Source organism: Patescibacteria group bacterium (assembly GCA_041653535.1).
Classification (GTDB): Bacteria; Patescibacteriota; Patescibacteriia; order JACRDY01; family JACRDY01; genus JBAZFH01.
Window position 1 is genome coordinate 165,908 of record JBAZFH010000001.1, and the last position, 23,090, is coordinate 188,997.

At 39.9% G+C, this 23,090-nt stretch carries 19 protein-coding genes and 3 tRNA genes; 11 read left to right on the top strand and 11 right to left on the bottom strand.

Annotation, left to right across the window (positions count from 1 at the left end):
• Nucleotides 1-13: 13 nt before the first annotated feature.
• From WC310_00785 to WC310_00820, 8 genes are all read left to right on the top strand, one after another.
• A complete protein-coding gene (locus WC310_00785; GenBank protein ID MFA5358341.1) occupies nt 14-2,872 on the top strand; it encodes a hypothetical protein in 2,859 nt (952 codons plus the stop codon).
• 17 nt (nt 2,873-2,889) lie between these two features.
• Nucleotides 2,890-4,242 (top strand): hypothetical protein, encoded by a 1,353-nt coding sequence (locus WC310_00790; protein MFA5358342.1) that lies wholly within the window; start codon nt 2,890-2,892, stop codon nt 4,240-4,242.
• 109 nt (nt 4,243-4,351) lie between these two features.
• Complete coding sequence (locus tag WC310_00795; protein ID MFA5358343.1) at nt 4,352-5,515, top strand: hypothetical protein; 1,164 nt, start codon at nt 4,352-4,354, stop codon at nt 5,513-5,515.
• Between the two features lies 1 nt (nt 5,516).
• Nucleotides 5,517-5,984 (top strand): PrgI family protein, encoded by a 468-nt coding sequence (locus WC310_00800; GenBank protein MFA5358344.1) that lies wholly within the window; start codon nt 5,517-5,519, stop codon nt 5,982-5,984.
• Nucleotides 5,962-6,639: a TraC family protein gene (locus WC310_00805; GenBank protein MFA5358345.1), complete on the top strand. Its 678-nt coding sequence runs from the start codon at nt 5,962-5,964 to the stop codon at nt 6,637-6,639. Before WC310_00800 ends, WC310_00805 begins: the two co-directional genes overlap by 23 nt.
• Before the next feature lie 5 nt (nt 6,640-6,644).
• Nucleotides 6,645-8,480: a DUF87 domain-containing protein gene (locus WC310_00810; protein ID MFA5358346.1), complete on the top strand. Its 1,836-nt coding sequence runs from the start codon at nt 6,645-6,647 to the stop codon at nt 8,478-8,480.
• 17 nt (nt 8,481-8,497) lie between these two features.
• Nucleotides 8,498-9,091 carry a hypothetical protein gene (locus tag WC310_00815; protein ID MFA5358347.1) on the top strand — a complete coding sequence of 198 codons (594 nt, stop codon included), beginning with the start codon at nt 8,498-8,500 and terminating at the stop codon, nt 9,089-9,091.
• 47 nt (nt 9,092-9,138) lie between these two features.
• Complete coding sequence (locus tag WC310_00820; GenBank protein ID MFA5358348.1) at nt 9,139-9,792, top strand: phosphoribosyltransferase family protein; 654 nt, start codon at nt 9,139-9,141, stop codon at nt 9,790-9,792.
• Nucleotides 9,793-9,852: 60 nt separating this feature from the next.
• Here WC310_00820 and WC310_00825 read toward each other — a convergent pair.
• Both WC310_00825 and WC310_00830 read right to left on the bottom strand, forming a co-directional pair.
• A tRNA-Ser gene (locus tag WC310_00825) sits at nt 9,853-9,939 on the bottom strand.
• Between the two features lie 71 nt (nt 9,940-10,010).
• Nucleotides 10,011-10,105, bottom strand: a tRNA-Ser gene (locus tag WC310_00830).
• A gap of 51 nt (nt 10,106-10,156) precedes the next feature.
• On the opposite strand from WC310_00830, the gene WC310_00835 reads away from it, so the two are divergent.
• From WC310_00835 to recG, 3 genes are all read left to right on the top strand, one after another.
• Nucleotides 10,157-10,645, top strand: coding sequence for a hypothetical protein (locus WC310_00835; protein MFA5358349.1), 489 nt, complete (start codon nt 10,157-10,159; stop codon nt 10,643-10,645).
• 65 nt (nt 10,646-10,710) lie between these two features.
• Nucleotides 10,711-10,782: transfer RNA gene (locus tag WC310_00840), tRNA-Arg, on the top strand.
• An 85-nt stretch (nt 10,783-10,867) separates the two neighbouring features.
• Nucleotides 10,868-12,949: an ATP-dependent DNA helicase RecG gene (gene recG / locus WC310_00845; protein MFA5358350.1), complete on the top strand. Its 2,082-nt coding sequence runs from the start codon at nt 10,868-10,870 to the stop codon at nt 12,947-12,949.
• 1 nt (nt 12,950) lies between these two features.
• Here the strand turns inward: recG and WC310_00850 are convergent, their stop codons facing one another.
• From WC310_00850 to WC310_00890, 9 genes are read right to left on the bottom strand one after another with little or no spacing between them, the layout of a single operon-like run.
• Complete coding sequence (locus WC310_00850) at nt 12,951-13,529, bottom strand: DNA-3-methyladenine glycosylase (protein MFA5358351.1); 579 nt, start codon at nt 13,527-13,529, stop codon at nt 12,951-12,953.
• Nucleotides 13,530-13,535: 6 nt separating this feature from the next.
• Entirely contained in the window at nt 13,536-14,801 is a 1,266-nt protein-coding gene (locus WC310_00855; protein MFA5358352.1) for a D-alanyl-D-alanine carboxypeptidase family protein, read from the bottom strand.
• Nucleotides 14,802-14,816: 15 nt separating this feature from the next.
• On the bottom strand, nt 14,817-16,082 hold the full coding sequence (locus WC310_00860) for a pilin (protein ID MFA5358353.1): 1,266 nt from the start codon (nt 16,080-16,082) through the stop codon (nt 14,817-14,819).
• 36 nt (nt 16,083-16,118) lie between these two features.
• Entirely contained in the window at nt 16,119-17,357 is a 1,239-nt protein-coding gene (locus WC310_00865) for a hypothetical protein (GenBank protein ID MFA5358354.1), read from the bottom strand.
• A gap of 32 nt (nt 17,358-17,389) precedes the next feature.
• Nucleotides 17,390-18,544, bottom strand: a complete 1,155-nt coding sequence (locus WC310_00870) for a hypothetical protein (GenBank protein ID MFA5358355.1) — start codon at nt 18,542-18,544, stop codon at nt 17,390-17,392.
• An 8-nt stretch (nt 18,545-18,552) separates the two neighbouring features.
• Nucleotides 18,553-18,930 (bottom strand): hypothetical protein, encoded by a 378-nt coding sequence (locus WC310_00875; protein ID MFA5358356.1) that lies wholly within the window; start codon nt 18,928-18,930, stop codon nt 18,553-18,555.
• A 19-nt stretch (nt 18,931-18,949) separates the two neighbouring features.
• Nucleotides 18,950-21,448: an ATP-dependent Clp protease ATP-binding subunit gene (locus WC310_00880; GenBank protein ID MFA5358357.1), complete on the bottom strand. Its 2,499-nt coding sequence runs from the start codon at nt 21,446-21,448 to the stop codon at nt 18,950-18,952.
• Nucleotides 21,449-21,451: 3 nt separating this feature from the next.
• Nucleotides 21,452-22,147, bottom strand: a complete 696-nt coding sequence (locus WC310_00885; protein ID MFA5358358.1) for a hypothetical protein — start codon at nt 22,145-22,147, stop codon at nt 21,452-21,454.
• 44 nt (nt 22,148-22,191) lie between these two features.
• A complete protein-coding gene (locus tag WC310_00890; protein ID MFA5358359.1) occupies nt 22,192-23,076 on the bottom strand; it encodes a M48 family metallopeptidase in 885 nt (294 codons plus the stop codon).
• Nucleotides 23,077-23,090 lie beyond the last annotated feature (14 nt).

Genomic DNA, 23,090 nt, shown 5'->3' on the forward strand with positions numbered 1-23,090 from the left:
AGTCAAAAATATCATGACGCAATGGTTTAAAAAGAAAATTTTGCAAAAAAGAACAACGACCGCGGTGGTTACGGTTTTGATTTTAGTTGTTATTTTTTTGGTCTTGCCGCAAGTAACTCACGCCTCTTCAATATCGGAAACAATGTCTGAACTAATGGCATCCATTGTTAACGGTTTGGGTAAACTCTGTGTGATGATAATTGATGCCGTGGTTTATATCGCTTCTTATGATTCTTTTGTTATTTCCGCGCCAGTGATATACGGCTGGGTGATTATTCGTGACATTTGTAACATGTTTTTTATTTTGATTTTGTTGATCATCGCTTTAGCGACCATATTACGTCGCGATAGTTATAATTATAAATCATTACTGCCAAAAGTGTTGATTTTGGCGTTATTAATCAATTTTTCCAAAACCATTTGTGGCTTTGCTGTTGATATTGCCCAGATAGTGATGTTGACGTTTGTTAACGGTTTCAAAGACATGGGTCCGGGTAATCTGATGAAAATGGCGGGAGTGGACAGGATGTTGTCTTTTAGTTCTACGGCGGTTCAGGTCAAATCCGAAAGTGGATCAAGTGCAACGGCTGATATTAGCGATAGTACTTTCGCTATTTATTTTTATGCCGTATTGTACCTGCTGACTTTATTGGCGGTGCTTTTAGTGATGGCAGTGATATTGATTTTCCGCATCGTAATACTTTGGTTTTTGATTGTTATTTCGCCGATATTTTTTCTATTACTATCCTTTCCTCATGGAGAAAGCTATGCCAAAGAATGGTCTAACGAGTTTGTTAAAGCGTTAATAGTCGGTCCGGTGTTGGCTTTTTTTATCTGGTTATCAATGGCAAGCATGGGTTATATGGTAAGCGCTGCCGGTGATGGCGGTGACGCTTTATCGGTTGATTCAACTTCTGATAGCACAATAGAGGCGACGCTTTCGGCTGGCGATGGAGCTTCGGGAACGCCCGGGTTTTTTACCAATTTTTGCGTCGCGACAATCATGCTGATAGCGGGTGTAATACAGGCGCAACAAATCGGCGGTGCGGGCGGTGCGGCAGCGTTTCGTGCTGTCGGCAAGGCGAAAGCTTTGGGTTTGAAGACTGCTAAAGCTGGAATTGGTCTTACTAAAAGTGCGGTCGGAGTCGGTTGGCAGGCAACTAAAATTGGTGCCGGTGCGGCCGCTTTATACGGATATTCGAAAACCGGTTATGATCTTTCTCAATTTACTCCAAGTAAATTAAAAGAAAGGGCAAGCGAGGCCTTGGAGGGCGCGCGTGAAAGGCTGGAGGGTAGAGGAGCTAAAGAACGGGATCGCAGAGCAGCACAAAACCTTTCAGAAGGAAAGTCTCGCATTGAGGCATGGAAAGATCCGGCAGGAACATTTGCTCGGCAGATTGCGACTAACGGTTTTTGGTCCGGTACAAAAGGGGCTGTAAAAGATATTTTTGTCGCTAAACGCAGTGCCGCAAAAATTCAGAAAGACATTGATGATGCTAATGATCAGAAAAAACAATACCAAGATGTTTCCAATAAAAGAAATGATATCAATAATGTTCAAAGCCAAAGGGAAGCCGTGAGGAGTCAGCTAGCTGATATTGATGAAAAAATCAAGAGCGGTGCATTGTCTGCCGATAAGGCGCTGGAAGCTAAGAAGCAAAAAATGGACCTTATTTTACGTAACGGTGATTTAGAGAAAGAAGAAACTAAATTGAAAGCAGAAGAGGCATCATTACTCAGCGGTTTGAATATTAATAAAGAAATTGATGTGATGGAGCAGCAGTTGGATGGTTTGGAGAAAGGTTATGGTATATCGGCAAATAATGATAGAAGAGCTAAACAAGCGCAAGATGCCGTTAAAACTAAAGCCGAAGCTGAAGCTCGGGGTGATAGTGCCGCTGCCGCTGCCGCTCAAACTTTTCTTGATAAAATTTCTGATTATGAAGAAACCAAAAAGACCGTTGATAGTAGAGCGGCGCTACTTGGTCAGCGCGGCGTTTTGGGTAACATCAGCAGTCTTAATCAAAAAACTAATTCTTTGAGTAAAGAGGCGGCAACGATTAAAACCCCGTCAGAATATACTCGTGCTCGAAGAGAAGCGGTGCAAAAGTCAGTAGAAAATTTGCCAGATGATCTGAACGATGTTGACGTGATTAAACAAGCGGTAGCCGATGCTATTGGTGATCATGATGGCAGCGCTTTGGAAATTTTACTCAATAAAGCGATGCAAAACGGGCAAATGGACGATGTTTTGATGAATCAGGGATTTAGTGCTGATGACCAAGGATTAAAAGCGCTTCGTGATAAATATATGACGGTTTCCAAAGATCAGGGTGGTATGGGTATGAAATCGGCCGAAGCTAATAGAATCATTGGCGAATTGGAACGCCTTGCTTGGACAAAGGATCACGATCATTATGCTGCTGGCGTGGTGAACGAAGCAGGATATTATAGAGACAGAACCAAGGAAGAACAAATGGCTATACGCACGCAGAAGTCAGAAAAAGGCATGGGTAAAAGTGTTAATTTTTGGCGCCAAAGCAACGGTTCCGAGCTGGGTCATTCGCGCGCCGACGGTAGTTTTGAGGCGGACACCGCTGGTTATGCTATTGTGGCTAAAAATTTCAAAACTTTAGCTCAAGCAGTTATAGCCGGAACAGCCAGCTCTCAGATGATGGGAAAACTAAAATCAATGGTTGACGGAATACAGTCTTTGGTAAGACAGGGTGTTATTGATCATAAAGATTCATCAAGGGTTGTTGAGATAATCAGAGAATCCAGAGTTCCTGCTTCTGGTCAAAAGTCGGTGATAAAACTTTCCAGAGAGTTTAATGATTCGATAGAGAAAGCTTTAAATAAGGGAAGAAAATAAGATTAAAATAAAAAATCATGACAGATTTTAGCTTAACAGATTATCAAATATTGGAACAATTCCGTCGCGAGACAGACGAGATTTTAGTTACCAATAATTTACGCGATGCGGTTAATTGCCTTACCACACTGCAAAAGACTATGGCTTATGACACAAAAATAAAGGATTACCCTGACATACTGGTTGAATATAATAAAATATTGAATAAACTGCGTTTAGTTGCTTTTGCTTCACTGGACTGGAACGAAGCTTTGTCTTTTTTGAAGAATAATTTTTTGGTTGCCCTGGAAAACAAGGAATTTATTGATCTAACCGATAAAATACGCAGCAAACTTGTTACTGTTCCGACGTTAGAGGAGAGAGATAACTATCGGATGCGTTTGCGTCGGGCGCTGACACAAAACGGGGAAAGAATTACCTTTAAACCGTTAAAAGTAGGTGATCAGACTCAAGATCCGACAGTCGCCAACTGGCTCAAATTGTATTTGGGATCATTGGGAGTTGAGTTGGTTAATCGCGTGACTTATCAGGGTTGGTTGTCACAAGAACAAAATATTCAGCAGTTAACGGAAGAAGAAAAGGAGAGAATAAAATATCTTTTTGAAGTATATGAAGAATTAAAACTATCTTCCGTTTCAGTCGAAGGCTGCGAAGAAACTTTTGTTATCGATGAAGATACTGACACTCCTTTGGTGCTTTATCGCGGTAAAATAGAATCGGCTCTGCCACCGCAAGAAGACATTGATTTACTGAAAAAAATCGAAGCTGTTTTAAGCGGCAAACCAGTATCATTATCCGCCCCAACAGGCGCGCCGTCACAGCCAGCCGTTATCTCGGCACCGATACCAGCAGTAGCAAAACCGGCAACGTCAGCTATTGATCGTGATGAGATAATCCGTAAATATGAAGGTGATGTTAAAGAAAACAGAAGTATTGAAGACAGGATGACTCAATTTACCAAGACAACTGGCGGTAAGCAAAGAGAACTGGCAAATAGTTTGAATTTGCTTTTGACCGGTGCTGCGCCAGATAAACTAGATATTATCGCTATCCTTTATATTTTAGCGAAAAAAAATGCGATGGAAGATTTGATTAAAGATGATGATCGTTTTTACAAGCTGGTTGAACAGGATCTGACCAGACGAGGCGGTAAACAACAACTTAATGATTTTAAGATGTATCCGACAGCACCCCAATCTATTCGATATTTTCTTGAAGTTTTATTGCAGCACAAACTAAGGCTGTCAGAGGGTGAAGCGGCAAAGTGGGGGTTGCATATTGTTAATATTTTGAAAAAATCCGGCAATGAAAAATACGGAAAAATCGCTTATTTTGATTTGGAAGCAGGAGATTTTCGTTGGCAAAAATAGGTTTGCAGTGTTAGATCGTGAAAACGACGGAGTAAATGGCGCAAAAAGGCATTATTATTACCCTTGCTTTTTTTGCTCTTGCGCTCTTGTCTTTTAAAAACAAGCTATTATGGTAGTAACTAATATACAAGATGAAATTTTGGTCAAAGACAGCGGCGGTAATTTTTCTGTTTTAGTTGATCAATCAAATGTCGGTTACGATGCTGTTGGAGGGTCGGCAATCACTCCGGTATTAACCGAAGACAATTTTGATTTTTCAGCATTAATTGATAAAATAAAGGGGCAGTTTAATCTAGGCTGGAAAGACGAAGTGTTGGACCGACGCTTGTATAATATTATTATTGCCATGGTGCGCGAAGTACGCAATGATATCCAGACCAAAGACGTTATGGTCAAAAGTGTTGAAGTAGGCGGGTTGGGTTTGGAGCCTATCATTGCCGATCAGGTGATTGCGGAGGTAAAAAAAACAGCGCGACATCCAATTAAGGTAAAAGAAATGGGCAGAAAAGTTTTAAGCATGGTAACGGCAAAAACACCGTCACATGTTTTTTCTCGTCAGGAGCTAGACCATGAGATTGCTCCACCACCACCAACTGTTGTAGTTCCAACAAAAGCAGAACAGATTAGACCAATATCGCCGCTTGCGCCGAAGCCGCCAGTGCAGTCTGTCACTTATGTTGAAAAAAATTTTTTGCCAAAAAAATCAGTACCAAGGATAGAGGAGATAAAAAAAGAAGCAAGTATCAGTAATACGCCAAAACCAACTGCCGAACACCATCTGTCGTCAAAAGCGAAACCGTTTATGGACAGTAAGCCGCCTTTTAAGATTGATTTTGGGGTAAAAACTAAGGGTCGTAATTTTGACGGTTTAGCGTCCGCACCGCAGGCAAGAGTGGTAATGCCAAATCGAGGGGAAAAAATAACAGATATTAGAGTTCCTCAAAAAAAATTAGTTGGTCCGCTGGAAGAGCTGCAGGGGTTTCGTGTCGCCGATTTTCGTCGGCTTGACCTTGATCCGCAGAAAGCGATTTTAAAAATAAAAGAAAAAATTGATTTACTCGGCAGAGAGTCTTTTAGCAAGAGGATTGAGGGCAAAAATGCTTGGCAGCAAAGTGAAGTTAACCGTCTTTATTTGGCATTGGGAAAGGCAAGTATCGAGCAAGGCAGGTCGCTAGCTGATATTATAAAAGAAAGGTCTTTAAAACAAGAACCGACGTTAAAACCAGAAGAATTCATCGCCTTGGTCAAATTAAATCAAATTTTAGAAGATTAGTATGGCTCATCAGTTTTTGGTGCCACAATTCATCGACGTCGAGCCAAAAATTATCGGTCCGATAACGGTACGGCAGTTTATTTTGATGGTAATCGCCATGGTGATAATTTTTATATTTTATAAATTTTCCACTTTTTGGACTTTTATTATCGCTACGGTTTTGATTTTAGGATTGTTTGGGGTTTTGGCCTTTGCCAAAATTAACGGTCGACCGTTTCATTATTTTATTTTAAATATCGTTGAAACATTAAAGCGTCCTCGACTGAAGGTTTGGGACAAAACATTGGATATGGAGGAAGTAAAAGCATTAATGGCTTATGGGACTCAAATAAAAAAGGTTGAACAAATAGCTAAAAAAGAGCCGTTAGCAGAGTCGCATTTGGAAGAACTGTCTTTGATTGTTAATACCGGCGGCGCCTATCAGTCTAGTGAATTAGATTTAAATTATGACACCAGAAAAGAAAAATAAAAAAGCTTCAACCAGAAAAGCGGTTCCGATCGGGGAAATCCGCAACGATACTTTAGTAATGAAGGATGGTACTTTGCGTGCCGTTTTGATGGTTTCGAGTATTAATTTTGCTCTAAAATCAGCTGATGAGCAACAGGCGATCATCTCTGCCTATATGCAATTTTTGAACTCTATTACTTATCCAATCCAGATAGTGATCCAATCGCGTCGGATTAATATCGATAAATATTTGGAAAAGTTGCAGAAGATGGAAAAAGAGCAAGTAAATGAATTACTTAAGATTCAAATTGTCGATTATCGCAAATATGTTTCCGAGTTGGTCGAATTAGGCGATATTATGACTAAAAAGTTTTATATTGTCATACCTTACAATCCACTTTCAGATAAGCAAAAATCTTTTTTTTCTCGATCAAAAGATTTGCTTTCGCCAAAAACTATTATCAGCTTAAGTGAGAAAAAGTTTTTCGAAAGGGAAAAGGAGTTATCCCAGCGTGTATCTCATGTCGCTTCAAGTCTGGGTAGTATCGGTTTAGCGGTCACTCGCGTTGATACGCAGGGTTTAATAGAATTGTTCTATAATTCATACAATCCTGACGTGGCAGAGCATGAGAGAATGGTCGATGTGAACAAGATTCGTTTCGATAATATAACCTAAAAAACATGGCAATTATTAAAGAGAAAAAAACACTTTCCCAAGAGGTGGAAAGCAGTAAGGAAGTCTTGCAAGAAGAGCAGCGCTATCGAGCGGGGACCATTTCCGTTATTGATTTAATAGCGCCGGCGGCAATGGATGTTCAACCTACTTATTTGCGTCTAGGAACAAGGTTCGCGAGAACTATTTTTGTTGTTAGCTATCCTCGTTATATCGGTATTGGTTGGTTTTCTCCGATTATAAACTTTAACCATCCCCTGGATGTTTCGATGTTTTTTTATCCGATAAAGGCCGCTGCTATTTTAAAAGATCTGAAAAAAAGAGTCGGTAATCTGGAGGCGGAAATAATGGCTGATCGCGACAAAGGGGCTCCGCGCGATCCGATAAAAGAAACGGCTTTGCAGGATATAGAAAAGTTAAGAGATGATTTAACTCAAGGCATAGAACACTTTTTCCAATTTGCTTTGTATGTTACTATTTACGCGGAAACAAAAGAGGAATTAGATGATTTAACCGGAGACATAGAAGACGTTTTTGGTTCTCGTCTGGTTTATTCGCGAAAAGTTTTATATCAAGCTGAGCAGGGTTTTAACTCGACATTGCCTTTTGGTCAAGATGAGTTGGCAATATTTTTTAACATGAATACCTCTCCCTGTGCCTCGTCATTTCCTTTTATTTCTTTTGAACTTTCTTCCAACGACGGCATCATGTATGGTATTAATCGCCATAATAATAGTTTAATTATTTTTGATCGATTTTCTTTACAGAATGCCAACATGGTCGTTTTTGCCACTTCTGGCGCTGGTAAAAGTTATACGATAAAATTAGAGGTTTTGCGTAGCTTAATGTTTGGTATCGATGTTATTATTATTGATCCGGAAAAAGAGTACCTGCATCTTTGCGAGGCTGTGGGCGGCACTTATATCAATATCTCCCTAGCTTCAAAAAGTAAAGTTAATCCTTTTGATTTGCCACGACCGATGGAAAAAGAGTTTAGCGGCGAAGACATTATTCGTTCGGCGGTTATCACTTTGAAAGGTTTAGTCAAATTAATGATTAGCAAGCTAAATTCTTCGGAAGATTCGGTGATGGACCGGGCGTTGCTAGAAACTTATGCTAAAAAAGATATTACTCCTGATGCTAATTTAGCTGAAGTTGAGCCGCCGATTATGCAGGATTTAGTGGATATTTTAGAGGGGATGGAAGGCGGTGCCGATTTGGCTCAAAGATTGAAAAAATATACCGAAGGCACTTTTTCCGGGTTTTTGAACAATCCGACTAATGTTGATATGGATAACCAGTTGGTTTGTTTTTCGGTTCGCGACCTAGAGGATGAATTACGACCAATAGCCATCTATAACTTAGTAAACTATATCTGGAACGTTGTTCGTTCAGAGAGAAAAAAGAGGATTTTAGTTATCGACGAAGCTTGGTGGTTGATGCAAAACGAGGATTCGGCTAAATTTATTTTCGCTCTAGTTAAACGTTGCCGCAAATATTATTTGGGAGTAACTACTATTACTCAGGATGTGAACGATTTTTTACTCTCGCCATACGGTCAGGCAATAGTCAATAATTCGGCTTTACAACTGTTAATGAAACAATCGCCGGCAGCGATTGATCGGGTAAAAAATACGTTTTTATTAACTGACGGTGAAAAATATTTATTATTAGAATGTGGTGTAGGTGAAGGAATATTTTTTGCTGGCAATAAACACGCGGCGATTCAGGTGGTCGCTTCTTACGCTGAGGATCAACTGATTACTACTGACCCGCGGCAGTTGTTAGAAATTGAAGCGGCAAAAAAAGAGTTTGAAGCAGCGGGAGAGACCGCATTACAGTAATTTTATAGAAAAAATATATGTCAAATAAAGTTAAACTAGCTTTAATGATTGGTGGTGCCGCAATTTTTATTCTTTTAGTAATTGCGCTTCTAATGCGAAATGGTACGACTGATGTCAATAATTTAAATCAAAGCACCAATCAGTTAAATAATCGGCTGCCTGAAACAAAAAATATTGTTGTTAATGATAACAATGCCGTGGTAACCACAAAAGGTAATGCTACTACAATAACTGTCGAGCAAAAAGAGGAGATAAGCCTAGAGATAGTATCACGGTTTTTTGCTGAAAGGTTTGGTACTTATTCAAACCAAAGTAATTTTGAGAATATAAAAGATTTACAGTATTTAATGACCGAGGATGTGAAAAGTTGGTCGGAAAAATTTATCAGTCAGGGAAATATTAGCAGCGATCAATATTGGGGCGTAACTACTAAAGCGTTGGCTATTAAAAGTCAAGATATTAAAGCGGATACAGCGGTGATCGTTGTTTCTACTCAACGGCAAGAGTATTCCAGGGACGTTAATAAAGCCAAAATATATAAGCAGGATTTAAAGTTAGAATATGTAAAAAGTGACGGTAATTGGCTGATCAGCGGTGTTTATTGGCAGTAATTTGAAATTTTAGAAATTTTTAATCTGGTTTTTTCTATGATTAGAATATGAAGAAAATCAGATTAAAAGCAAATTTTTTACGAGACATTGTTTTTCCTAAAAACTGTCTGGGTTGTGCCAAAGAGGGGTGCTATATTTGTCCTCGGTGCCGAAACATGATCAAAATAGCCAGAAACGATTTTATTGATTTTCCGGGAAAAAGATTTTTGGATCGAGTAGTGGTAACGGCTGATTATAATGATGAAATTTTACAACGAGCGATTCATTGTCTAAAATATCAATTTGCTACGGATGTAGCAGAGGAACTTGTCTCTTTGGTATCAGCAGATAAAATACCTTTATCTTGGAAGCACTGCGTTTTATTGCCGATTCCTTTGCACAAAAAAAGGGAACGATTACGAGGATTTAACCAAGCTGAACTTATTGCTATATTTTTATCCGAGCGTTTTGGTTTGTATTATAGAAATGATATTTTGAGTAGAATAAAATATCGTGTTCCGCAGATGTCTTTAGGTAGAAGCGAGAGGTTAAAAAATATCAAAGACATATTTTTTGTAGATAAAGACAATCTTTGCGGAATAAAAAACGTCGTTTTGGTTGACGACGTGGTTACGACGGGAGCTACTTTAAACGAAGCGGCAGAAGTTTTGAAAAAAAATGGTGTAGAAAATGTTGAGGCGATAGTACTTGGTCATGGATAAAAAAACTCGCTATGGGCGAGATGAGTAAAAAAAGATATTTTTTAGTTGATTTGAAAGAAACGGAAGGGGAGAGATTCGAACTCTCGGTCCGCGTAAACGGACGACGGTTTTCAAGACCGTTCCCTTAAACCACTCAGGCACCCTTCCAAGTGTATTAAAATTTAAAATAGTAGTGGCGTTCACTTTTGCCATTCGAATCTTTAATCTTCACGGAAAACTGGCGGAGAGGGAGGGATTCGAACCCTCGGTAGGAGCTTAACACCCCTACAACGGTTTAGCAAACCGCCGCCTTCAGCCACTCGGCCACCTCTCCTAATAAATTCGGTTTTAGTATAATATTTTTATAAATAAAAGTCAATAATATATGGCAGAGAACACAAAGTATGGCAAAGAGATGATATCTTGGGATTTTCCCGAGTTTATTCCGCATGAACGTACTCGCGGTTGGTATGTGGCAGTGATAATCATCGCAGCGTTATTGTTGCTTTATGCCATTATTACCGCTAATTTTTTGTTTGCTATCATTGTTATTATCGTGGCGGTGATTATGTTTTTTAAAACATCGAATACGGCTATGAACGTTATTTTTTCTATTTATGAAGATGGAGTCAGAGTGGGGGATAAATTTTATGATTTTAAGGAAATAAAAGACTTTTACATTATCTATGAACCGCCGGAAGCAAAAAATATTTATTTTAATTTTAATAGTTTGCTTCAGCCACGTTTGCAGATACCATTATTAGAACAAGATCCTGTGAAAGTGAGGGAGATTTTGCGCGATTATATTGAAGAAGATTTGGATCGGAGTGATGAGCCGTTTTCTGATGGTATTGGCAGAATATTTAAAATATAATAACATTCGGGATCTGGACAAGATGAAAAATATTTGTTAAACTGTTGCTACCTACTATTACCCGTGCCCTCATCGTTTAACGGATAGGACGCGGGATTGCGGATCCCGTAATTGAGGTTCGATTCCTCATGAGGGCGAGGGTAGTGGCAGGTAGAATCGGAAATTGCGAGATGGGATAGAAAAATTATTTGATCCCAACTCATGGTTTCCGATTTTTATTTTATGATAGCAGATTTACGTTCGCCGGTGTCTTTGTTTAACCAGATTGCGGCAAAATTATCATCCAAACTAAAAAAGTTAGGTATCGAAACAATCGAAGACCTGCTTTTTTATTACCCTTTTCGTTATGATGATTTTAGCCAAATTTTAGATATTAAGGATTTGACTGCCGGGACCATAGCGACGATTCGTGGCAAGGTTCAGCTGATAGAAAATCAGCGTAGTTGGAGGCGTCGGGTACTTATTACTGAATGTATTGTTAATGATATTACCGGTTCGGTTAAGGTAATTTGGTTTGGTCAGCCCTATGTCGCTAAAATACTAAAATCCGGTGATGAAGTGTTTATTTCCGGACGAGTGGACTATAATAAGGGATTATTTTTTTCTTCACCTAGTTACGAAAAGGTAACACAAACAAAGGAGGAATTTGGTACTACGCATACAGCAAGGTTGGTGCCAGTTTACAACCTGACTAAAGGTATCACTTCTAAACAGTTGCGTTATTTGATCAAAATGGTTTTGTCTAACGTCAGCGCGATACGAGAATATCTGCCAGGGCAGATTATCAGAGGATTAAAGTTTCCCGGTCTGGCGGAGGCTATCAAGCAAATTCATTTTCCTGACAGTAAAACAAAATTAGATCAAGCGCAAAAAAGACTGAAATTTGATGAATTTTTTCTTATTCAACTAAAAAATCAGTTGGCGCGGCAAAAACTAAATAACAGCAAAGCGACTAGCGTTCCTTTTGCTTCTGAGGTGATAAAAAAATGGGTAACAAAATTGCCGTTTAAATTGACCGATGCGCAGCGTCGGTCGGCTTGGGAAATACTCCAGGATTTGTCACGCGATCGACCAATGAATCGATTGCTCGAGGGAGATGTTGGTAGTGGTAAAACGGTGGTAGCGGCAATGGCGATGCTGGACGTAGTTCAAAATAATTTGCAAGTGGCGTTAATGGCACCAACAGAAATTTTGGCTAAACAGCACTATCACACTATTACCAAATTGTTCAGCGATTTTGATTTTAAAATCGGTTTAATGACTAGAACTCAAGGGGAGATTTTTGGTGATGGCAGGCAGGATAAAAAAGATTTAATTAAAAAAATAAAATCTGGAAAAATAAAGGTGGTGATTGGTACTCACGCTCTGATTCAAGAAAAAGTTTATTTTTATAATCTCGCTTTGGCAATAGTTGATGAGCAACACAGATTTGGCGTTCAGCAACGTAAAGCATTACAGCAAAAATCTGGTCATCCGGAAGTATTACCTCATTTTCTGTCAATGACAGCGACACCGATTCCTCGATCATTAGCGCTGACAATATATGGTGATCTGGATATATCGATTATTGATCAGATGCCAGCGGGTAGAAAAAAGGTGATTACAAAAATTGTTCAGTCGGCGCAGCGGGATAAAGCCTATAGATTCATCCGCCAAGAAATAGTTCGCGGACGGCAAGTGTTTGTCATTTGTCCCTTGATTGATCCATCGGACAAACTAGGTTTTAAATCAGTCAGGGAAGAAGCGGTGCGGTTAGATAAAAAGATTTTTCCCGAGTTTAAAATAGCCGTTCTTCACGGCAGATTAAAGTCGGAAGAAAAAGAAATGATTATGCGAGATTTTTCTGCGGGCAAGATCAATATTTTAGTTTCGACTTCCGTGGTGGAGGTGGGCGTTGACGTGCCAAATGCTACGGTAATGATGATCGAAGGTGCTGATCGTTTCGGCTTGGCGCAGCTACACCAATTTCGCGGAAGAGTGGGTAGGGGGCAAGACCAATCTTATTGTTTTTTATTTAGTCAAACAGAAAACGATTTTAGCAAAGAGCGTCTAGCAGCTCTTGTGTCTAGTTCTGACGGTTTTAAATTAGCCGAGCAAGATTTGCGTTTTCGTGGTCCGGGAGAAACGCTTGGTACGGTACAAAGCGGAATGCCGGATTTGCATTTGGCGAATTTGTTTGATTTTGCGATTATCAAACAAGCTAGAGAATGGTCTGAAAGAATAATAGCCTGGGATCCTGATTTGCAAAAAAACCCTAATTTAAAACAAAAAATAGGGGATTTGGAGGATATTCATTTGGAATAAATCAAAGAGCTGCTTGGTAGCGCCAGGGTTTTTTGGCGTAACATCCGGCATAGTCTACTCCTATCCGAGGGAGTTTTTTTATTTTTTTTACTTTTATATTACTGTCTTTGATCCAGAGATATGGTACCGCAAGAGATTTTTTATTAAGATTTTTGTCGATGTAAAAGTATTTGCAAAGCTTGCCGGGACCATTGGTGATTTTATAGTCGAGAGGTTTAAGATTTTTAAAGTTGATAGAACTGCTGATGACTTTTATCGGCTTAAAGGCTTGGATGGAACGAATTAGTACCGCTGCCGGGTAGTTGTTTTTTTCAGTAACGATATTTAGACAATAATACATGCCGTAGATCAAATAAATATAGATATGTCCGGGTGGACCAAACATTATTTCGGTTCGCGGCGTTTTACCTCGAGAGGCGTGTGAGGCCAAATCGTTTGGACCACAGTAAGCTTCGGTTTCGGTAATTATGCCAATATAATATTTGTCGTTATATTCTCTGATTAAAAATTTGCCCAAGAGTTCTTGAGCAACTTTTTTTGTATCACGATTAAAAAAAGATTTTGTTATGTTTTTTTTCATTTCGCATTATTTACAGGCAGTACCAGTTGCGCCACCGGCGGAATTCCAGCGAGCGGTGCCATATTCGAAATGCCACCATTCCGCACAATATCTTACCCAACCCGCTTCATGCATTATGTCTTCCAATATCTTTTTTTCCGCGGAATTTGGCGGGCGTGTACATTTTTCTTCGCAATAACATTCGTTGCCTTTGCATAAATTAACATCTACTGCTCCGCCAGTAACATGAGGGGCGTTACAGCTGGGTTTAGCGACTCTTTTTCTTGCCGCTTGTTCGTTGCCGTATTTTATTATGGCACGCTGAAAAAGTTTATTTTGATGTTCTACCGTTCTTACGGCTGAAACAATATTAAGTCGATAGCCTTTAGCGGCGGCGTTGTTACTCGCAGCTGTAAGATAGGGGATGACTTGTGTTAACAGTCTATTATCCCCAGATGTGGCGGAAAGATTGCTATTAGTTGGTATGGCGGTTAGTTGAGAACTTTGGGCGCAGCCGGCGGCAAAAACTCCCGCTGGTGCATTGGCTGGAGGTGGGGCATTGGGATCAACTGGATTATCTGGATTCTGTTCGGGAAAATATTGATTAGCAACCTCGTCACCGACTTCATCCATTTCGAGATTTACCGGTTCCACGTACGGCACTTTGATCGGTCGTAAATACACCAGTTCGGGATTAACCAGGTAAAGTATGGAATAACTGCCTAAAGCCAGTATTAGTCCTACGATTGAACCAATAATATATCCTTTTGCCGCTGTTATTCTTCCCGAATCCCCGCCTGAAGTCATCCAGATAAACCCGCCAATTACTATCATTACTACGGCTAATACCGCTGCTGCTCCCACTCCGAATTTATATAACCCACCTACCATCTGGGCGATCCAGGGTATGTAGTAATATCTGCTGCCTTTTGTTTCGCCTTGAATTTCCACTTCTTGATCAAGGGTAACGATATTGCCGATAGTAGGTAAGCTGGGGGTTATTAGCGATTTGGTTTCATTAGTCGATTGTGAATTTATTTTGTTGTTATATTCCTCGATTTCTTTTTTTAGCGTCTCATCGCCGCATGGCTTACTATGAAGTTTGCAGTTTGTCGCAGGGCAAATACCCGATTCGTCTGGAGCTTTAAGTTCCAGCTCCCCGGTAGGTTTATTTGGGTCTTTAGGACAAGCACAGCAGCTATTAGTCGGATCGGCTGCCAGACTTATAGCCGGATAAAAGATGATTAAAATCAGGATTAGTAAAATAATTTTAAATAAGATATTTTTTTTCATATTTTAATAGAATGATTATTCTATTCTATAACCCATTTCAATACATTTTCTTATTTGACAGGCAGCTGTTTTGTCACGCGTACGTTGGTAGTCATCAATATCTACATCTTGGCAGCCGTTATCTTGCATATCTTGCGTTGGTATCCAGTTTGGATCTAACTTATCGTATTCTTCATTACTACACCAAGCGCAGCCATCGGCAGAGCCGTTGGCATCCATAAAAACGCACATACCTTTTGCTTTTGCGCTATCAAGTTGATTTATTATTTCACAAGCTTCTTGAGATTCTTCGTCGGTTATTGTCGGATTAGGGGGCGGTAAATTTACCCAGTTTGAAGCAGAACCGCTGTCATCGATGCGGTTGCATGCAAGTTCCGGTGAAGCCTGGCAGGAAAAAGCAATCAGATTCATTTTTAAGGCATAGCTTTTTTCTGCGCTTGGTGCGGGTAAACACATTTGGTTTCCTCCGGTACAATAACTGCCAACGCAAGGATCACCACTGGTTAAGCTCGCGCCTATTATATATGGTGTACCGCAAATTAAATTTTCTCCGGCTGGTATTTCTTTAGAGGTTTGTTCGTAAGTAAATGTTTTTTCTCCGTTCGGTGCTTCAGTGGGACAAAGTATTCCCGATAGTTCTACCGGTTCCACGTACGGCACTTTGATCGGTCGTAAATACACCAGTTCGGGATTAACCAGGTAAAGTATGGAATAACTGCCTAAAGCCAGTATTAGTCCTACGATTGAACCAATAATATATCCTTTTGCCGCTGTTATTCTTCCCGAATCCCCGCCTGAAGTCATCCAGATAAACCCGCCAATTACTATCATTACTACGGCTAATACCGCTGCTGCTCCCACTCCGAATTTATATAACCCACCTACCATCTGGGCGATCCAGGGTATGTAGTAATAACGATTAGGGGCTTCACCCGCAACTTCTACACTTGAATCAAGAGAGATGATATTGCCGATAGTAGGTAAGCTGGGGGTTATTAGCGGTTTGGTTTCTTCCTTATCATCACTTTTGTTTGCAGCGTTTATTTTGTCTTGAACTTCTTTGCTGCTGCAAGATCCGTCCCATGGTTTAGGACAGGTTCTTCCCTGTAAGTAAGGCGTGCAAGTGCCGTTGGCATCCGGCGCTCCAACCGCTTCTAGTTTGTCACTGCCAGCTGTCTGACAGACACAGCATTGTTCGGCGGCTGAAGAAGGGATTAAGGGAAAAATAAGAAATAATAAAAGTAAAACAAATACTGTTGTTATTTTTTTATTCCTTTTCATTTTTTTTAAAAAAATTAATAAATCGACTGTTTGACGTTATTTTAATTTAATTTGATTGATTGTTCCCGAGATATTATCTTTGAAATAAAGATAGTTTCCATCGTCACTGACTTGTAGATCCGTAGCCGTATAAAGACCGCTGGGAATCGCGACTAGGCTTTTGGTGTTGGTATAGATATCGATTTTATAAAAATCATCCGGAGTACTATTGGCAATTTCCGGCATTAGACCGGCGCCGGTAGGCAAATTTTGTGGCACGGCGCAATAAACAGTTCTTTTGTCAGCGAAAGTACATTTGTCCGCCCAAGTGTTTAGCTCAAGATTGACGCGATAACTTGCCATATCAGAACCTTTGCCGGTGACTGTCCAAAGAGTTGGTTTGAGGTCGGAATCCTGAGAATAAACACTGTAAAAAAGAAATTCTCCGTCTGGTGACCATTTACCCTGATAGCCGCGTCCCTCAACGATGGTACTGGGAAAATTTTCGTTATTTTGTCCGATAAACATCAGGTACTGCCTTTCCATGTCTATCGATTCGGTATAGTTACCGACTATTTGTTGATCAGGTGACCAGTTAATATAAATATTTTTAGTGTTGTCGCCCACGGAAGTGATGTGTTTTACTCCGGATCCATTTTCGTTGGCAACGGCAATCCAACGGTTTTCTCGATCAACACCCATGCTTTTAAAAGCTATTTTGGTGCTATCGGAGGAAAAATCAAATTCCTCCCACTGTTTGGGTAGACTAATCTGTTCTTGGGTGCCAAAATTTAAATAAACAGTAGAGTTGTCGGCGAACTTCATAATCACCTTATTTTTATCTGGTGACCAAGATATGTTTTCAACTCCTTTGAATACTTTGTCAGACAAAGCGGTTTTACTGCCATCAGTGTTGTAGCGATAAAATTTTCCGTCATAAGGATTGTAGGCATATAAAGCTTTGCCGTCAGCAGACATAGTGGGAGAGACAACAGTATCTTCGTTTATTTTTTGCACTTGGGTAAAACCGCCTTTTGCCACCTCGGACGTCGCTGCCGGCGCCGCAGTGTTGATGTTTTCCGCCGGTATTAGCTTACCATTAACATTTATATATGTTGGTTTACCGGTATTGATATTAGCCGTCGGCAATCCGTTGACCGTAATTATTTCGTTGGCATTGGGAGTAATGACAGTCGGTGCCTGTCGTAAAAATAAAAAATAGAGTAAAAAGCCAAGCAGAACGGTAATTAAAACAAACGCGACAATATAAATTATTTTTTTTGTTTGGTCAGACATATTTTTTATTTTTTAATATTATTTTTATCAAATTATTCAGATAATCCGATCGCGTTTTTGAGTGCCGACCAGGTGGTGTCAAAAGGTGAGGCGATAATAGCAATAATAATAATAATTCCAAACAAAGCCAGTAAAAGCAGAATCCCGACGACGACGCAACCGCAGCCTTCGGCTATAGCAAAGGCATTTATCGTTCCACCGATAGCTTTTTCCCGCAGTGCCTTCGGCACCTTTTTCATCTTAGCCTTCATGGTGGGTGGTACAATAATTTCTCCTGGTGATCCAAAAATTTTACTATGTCCAAAAAAATAAGCAATATTGTGAAATAAGATATAGGCATAAGATAATCCGATCGTCGGAATAAGCTGCAGCCAGCAGCTTTTGAGCAGCGATGACGTGACGATTTGGGTTCCAGCCAATCCTTTTCCTGGTTCATCATCCATTCCTTCTTTATCATTATCTTCTTTGTCGCCTTCTTTTTTTTGGGAATTAGTATCTTGTTTTTTTTGGTCTTTTAGGTCTCTTTTATTCTGGTTTTCTTCACCTTCTTTTTCTCCTTCTTCACCTTCTTTTTCTCCTTCTTCACCTTCTTTTTCTCCTTCTTCACCTTCTTTTTCTCCTTCTTCACCTCTTGGTTCGTCGGTCGGTTGCTTGGGATTTTGTTTTTCCTCATTTTCTTCCGGTTGTTTTTCAGTCGGTGTGGGAGGCGTATTTAGTTGTGGTTGTTCGGTTGCCTGCTCTGCTTGGTTGATAGGAGAGGTAGCGGTTTTTGATTCCGGCTCTGCTGGCGAGCCAACGTTTTCGGAAAAACCAGAGTTAGCACCAGTGGTTTTTTTTTCAGTTATTGGTTCAGTATTTATCGTTGTCATGGTCGGGGATGGCGACGGGGGAATATTTACTCTGCCTTGAGCGGACGGTGCGTTATTTTTAAAATCATTAGTTGCTTGTTTTATTCCGTTTTTACCACTATTTGTTGTTTTTGGTTTTACTTCGTTTGCCGCTATTATCGTTTTTTGTTTTTTTTCATCTCTTAAGTCGTTAATAAGCTGTATTGCCAGACTGCGAGAAAATTCGTTGAAAACGTTTTTGTTGGAAAAAGGTGATTTTTTCTTATTAACAAAGGCAAAAACATTTTGAAGAAATGTTGGATCTTTTAGCCTATCTATTATTTTTTTATCTATATTCATGGTATTTTTTAATACCTAGCTATTGTTTTATCAATGCTATCGGCGACCAAAACTAGAACTTTTTTGTATTCTTCGGCTAGGCGTGTTTTGAGTTGTTTTTTTCTATTTTCATCCCTTTCATAACGTTCAAGTATTGCTATTTCCAACATCAGTTTTTCACTCAGACTTTCGACTAGCGATTGGTAGGCTGTTTCCATGGTGGTGTAACTGCTTTTCCTAGCTAATAAGCGATCGATATCGTCGGTCTTTTTGTCTATTTGTTGATTAATTATTTTTACGCGTTCGAACAATGGCGTTGGTGATCCGGTAGCGGCTCTTTTTTGAGTATATAAACTACGCCTAAAATCGTGTTCCTTTAGGTTGTCAGGTGTTTGGAAATCGGTCATAAATTAAATAATAAAGTAACTATGTCAGGATCAACTGATTGTTCTTTATCTGTAGCTTAATTATACCACCTTTGTTGATTTTATTCTCTAACATCAGGTTGGATAAAGGATTGCTGATTAATTCTTGAACGTTTTTACGAATCAAGCGGGCTCCTTCTTGGGGATTAAAGTTTTTTTGTGCCAGAAATTCCACTACTCCTGCTCCGGTTTTAATTTTTATTTTATGTTCACTCAGACGTTTGTTCAATTCGGCTAGTTGTAGTTGTACTATTTTTTTCAGGTGTTGATTGAGCAGGGGTCTAAAGACAATGATTTTATCAAGACGATTAACAAATTCTGGTCGAAAGAAATCAGTTAAACTTTTTTCAAGATAACCCTTCATTTCCTCATAGAGATTTTTATCTTCGCCAATGTCGTCAAAGCCGATTTTTTTGCCAGCGACAAAATCTTTCAACCCGATATTGGAGGTCATAATAATGACGGTGTTTTTGAAATTAATTTTTTTACCAGTAGCATCGGTCAGCTCGCCGTCTTCCATAACTTGCAGCAGGATGTTAAATATTTCCGGATGAGCTTTTTCGATTTCGTCAAAAAGCACTACACTGTATGGTTTGCGGCGGACGGCTTCAGTCAGCTGGCCGCTTTCTTTATAGCCGACATATCCAGGAGGAGAACCAATAAGTTTGGAAACGTTAAAGCTTTCTTTAAACTCCGACATGTCTATTTTTATTAGTGCGTTTTGGTCTTCAAAAAGTTCCATGGCAAGCGTTTTGGCTAGCTCAGTCTTACCGACACCGGAAGGACCGAGAAAGATGAAAGAGCCAATCGGTCGGCGTTCCGGAGAAATGCCGGCGCGAGAACGGCGGATGGCTTTTGCCAGTTCTTTTATCGCATCATCTTGACCGATAATTTTTTTCTTCAATATTGATTCAAGATTAAGCATTTTGTCTTTTTCCGAGGTAACCATTTCCGCCAGGGGAATGCCGGTCATTTTGGCAACCAGTTGTGCGATATCGCGATCCGTGATTTTGCCCACCATTTTTTGTTCTTGAAGCGACCACTGATCTTTTAATTCTTTTAGTTCGGTCAGAATGGTTTGTTCTTGGTTTTTGTACTCTATTGCTTCGCTGTATTTTTCGGACATGATTGCTTGACGCTTATTTTTGCGTAACGATTCCAAACCACGTTCTATTTTTTTGATTTTTTGTAGTAGACCGCCGCTATTGGTGTTGATTTTGATTTTAGCAGCTGCCTCGTCAATTAAATCAATGGCTTTGTCGGGTAAAAACCTGTCGGTAATATAGCGCGTACTGAGCTTAACCGCAGCTTTGATGGCTTCCGGTGTAATCATAACACGGTGAAATTTTTCGTAATTTTGTTTTATTCCTTCGAGAATTTTAATAGTTTTTTCTGGTGATGGTTCTTTGATTGCTATTGGTTGGAATCGGCGTTCCAGTGCAGCATCGGACTCAATATGTTTGCGATACTCTTCGAGTGTGGTGGCGCCAATACAGCGGATTTCACCGCGCGCTAGGGCCGGTTTTAAAATATTAGCGGCATCCATAGAGCCGGGAGCGGCTCCGGCACCGGTTAGGGTATGGATTTCATCAATAAAAATAATAATATTTTGATCTTTTTTGATTTCGCCAATAATGTTTTTCAACCTTTGCTCAAACTCCCCGCGGTACATCGTACCGGCTAAGATCAGTCCTAGATCCAACGACATTATTTTTTTTTCGAGTAATATTTCCGGTACGTCGTTATTCATGATTTTTTTCGCCAGACCCTCGACGATAGCGGTTTTGCCCACGCCCGGGTCGCCTAGTAGCACCGGATTGTTTTTTGTCCGACGACAGAGAATCTGAATCAGTCGTTCAATTTCTTCTTCTCGTCCGACCACCGGATCAATATTTTTTTGCGTTTCAGCCGCGGTCAGGTCGGTGGTAAAAAGTTCTAAAGCATTACCGTTTGGTCCGCCTAAACCGCCGAGCATCATTTTTTCCATATCATCTTGACCAAAAAATTGACTATTTTCTTCAGTGCCTTCAAACGGCTCGACAATATCATGAAATTTGGAAGTACTGCGTAACACTAGATTGAGCTGTTGTTGGACGCTGGCAGTATTAATATTGCTTAAACTTAAAATTTCTTTGATAACATGGTTACCTGAGTCTAGGATTGCCGCTAAAAGATGTTCAGTGCTGACGTATTGATGGCGATATAGACCAGCTAAGAGAATCGCCCGTTGAATGATTTTTTTTGATTCAATTGATAGTTTTGGCGCTGCGTTGGCGACTGTCGCTGGATTTTTTTTAGCAATAAATTGGCGCAAAAATTCCGTATCAATTTTGAATTTATTAAGTATTTCCGCTCCTAGACTGCCATGAAAAACCGTCAAGCCATAGAGCAGGTGCTCAGGGTTTAGCTGTTGATGGCGCAGTTCATAAGCTAGTTCGTGACTTTCGAGCAAAGCCTTTCTGAGATGTTCGCTAAATTTATCTTGAATATTTTTTAGCATGTTTTATTTTTTTATTTCCTGCAGGTTGCGATAAATGTTGTAGACATAAACGGAAGCAAAGGGGGATAAAAATATTCCGATCAAAATAGTCGCTAGGGAATAAAGAGCGGTTTTTTCTCCCAGCGGTGAAAGGATTATTCCGATAATGAAATAAAGCAAAACAATCACTAAAAAGCGTATAAAAACAGACCACCAATAACCCTTGATTAGTTGGCGGCTTTTATTGGCGGCGTCAAAGCCTTTAATTTTTTCGCAGATCATGACATAGCCAAAAAGGCTAAACATTATTCCCCAGATGATACCGGGGATAATAACCAGGATCAATCCGCCCAAAACTATCAAAAACAGGAGAATTCCAACCCAAAGGTATGACCAGAAAAAAGAAGCGTTTTGGTTAAAGGCGTCAGCGATTGACATTTGGGGATCGTTTCCGTTGATAAAAGTGATCATGGCAATAGTGCCCCAAACGCTGGAAATCAGTGATAAAATACCTAAAATTAAGGCAAGTCCGCTTAGGATTGGATTTAGTGTTCCGCTAAAAAAAGTGGCAATCAGCTGGTTTAAAATAGTCGGACCAAGCATAATAAGGGAAATGCTGATTAGTTTGTCGGAATTGTCTTTAAAAAAAATCCAACTGTTTTTAAGCAGTTCTTTGGTAGGGTGAAGAGGTTTTTTAATTGAAATATCTGGGGATGGCATATTTTTATTTTTGCCCTAAGGGCTTTGTTATTTAGTTAATTTTTTTAAGCCATAGAACGTAGTTTGGCGATACGGTCGTCAATCGGCGGGTGGGTGGAAAAAGCATTAGTGAGAGATTTTTTACCGCTGCCAAAAGGGTTGGCAATGTAAAGATGGGCGGTAGCACTGCCAGCTTTTTTTGTTGGCAGATTTTCATTTTTTATTTTTTCCAGAGCTCGAGCTAACCCTTCGGGGTAGCGGGTGAGAAGAGATCCTGAAGCGTCAGCCAAATATTCTCGTTTGCGTGAGATAGCGAGTTTTATCAGTTCGCTGATAATTGGAGACAAAATTAGGAGTATCAAGCCGATAATCATGAGTACGCCGTTGCCATTACTATCTCGATCATTTGATCTTCTGCCAAACATATTACTGCGCCAAAAAAAGTCAGCCAGGATACTGATGATTCCTATCAGAACAATAATTATCGTCATTAGCCTGATATCGTAATTTTTGATATGAGATAATTCGTGAGCGATCACGCCTTCCAGTTCTTCGTTTTCCAGTTTTTGTATCGCTCCAGTGGTGATAGCAATTGTCGCGTGTTGTGGATCGCGCCCAGTGGCAAAGGCATTAATAGCCGGATCGTTGATAACGTAAACCTTTGGTGCGGGTAGACCGGCAGTGATGCAAAGATTTTCCACCATGCGGTAAACATATGGATTGTCGGTTTTTTTAATCGGCGTTGCGCCAGCACTCCAAAGTGCCACCGAATCGCCACTGTAATAACCAAAAAGACTCATGGCTGTAGAGATGACGGCGGCAATTACAAGTCCAAAATAGCCATAATCATAAAGCTGACCAAAGACTAAGCCCAAAATTAAAATCAAGGCGATAAAAATAATTATCAGCAAAACCGTTTTTCTTTTGTTGGAGTCGATTTGGGAGTACATAAAAAATTAGGGAC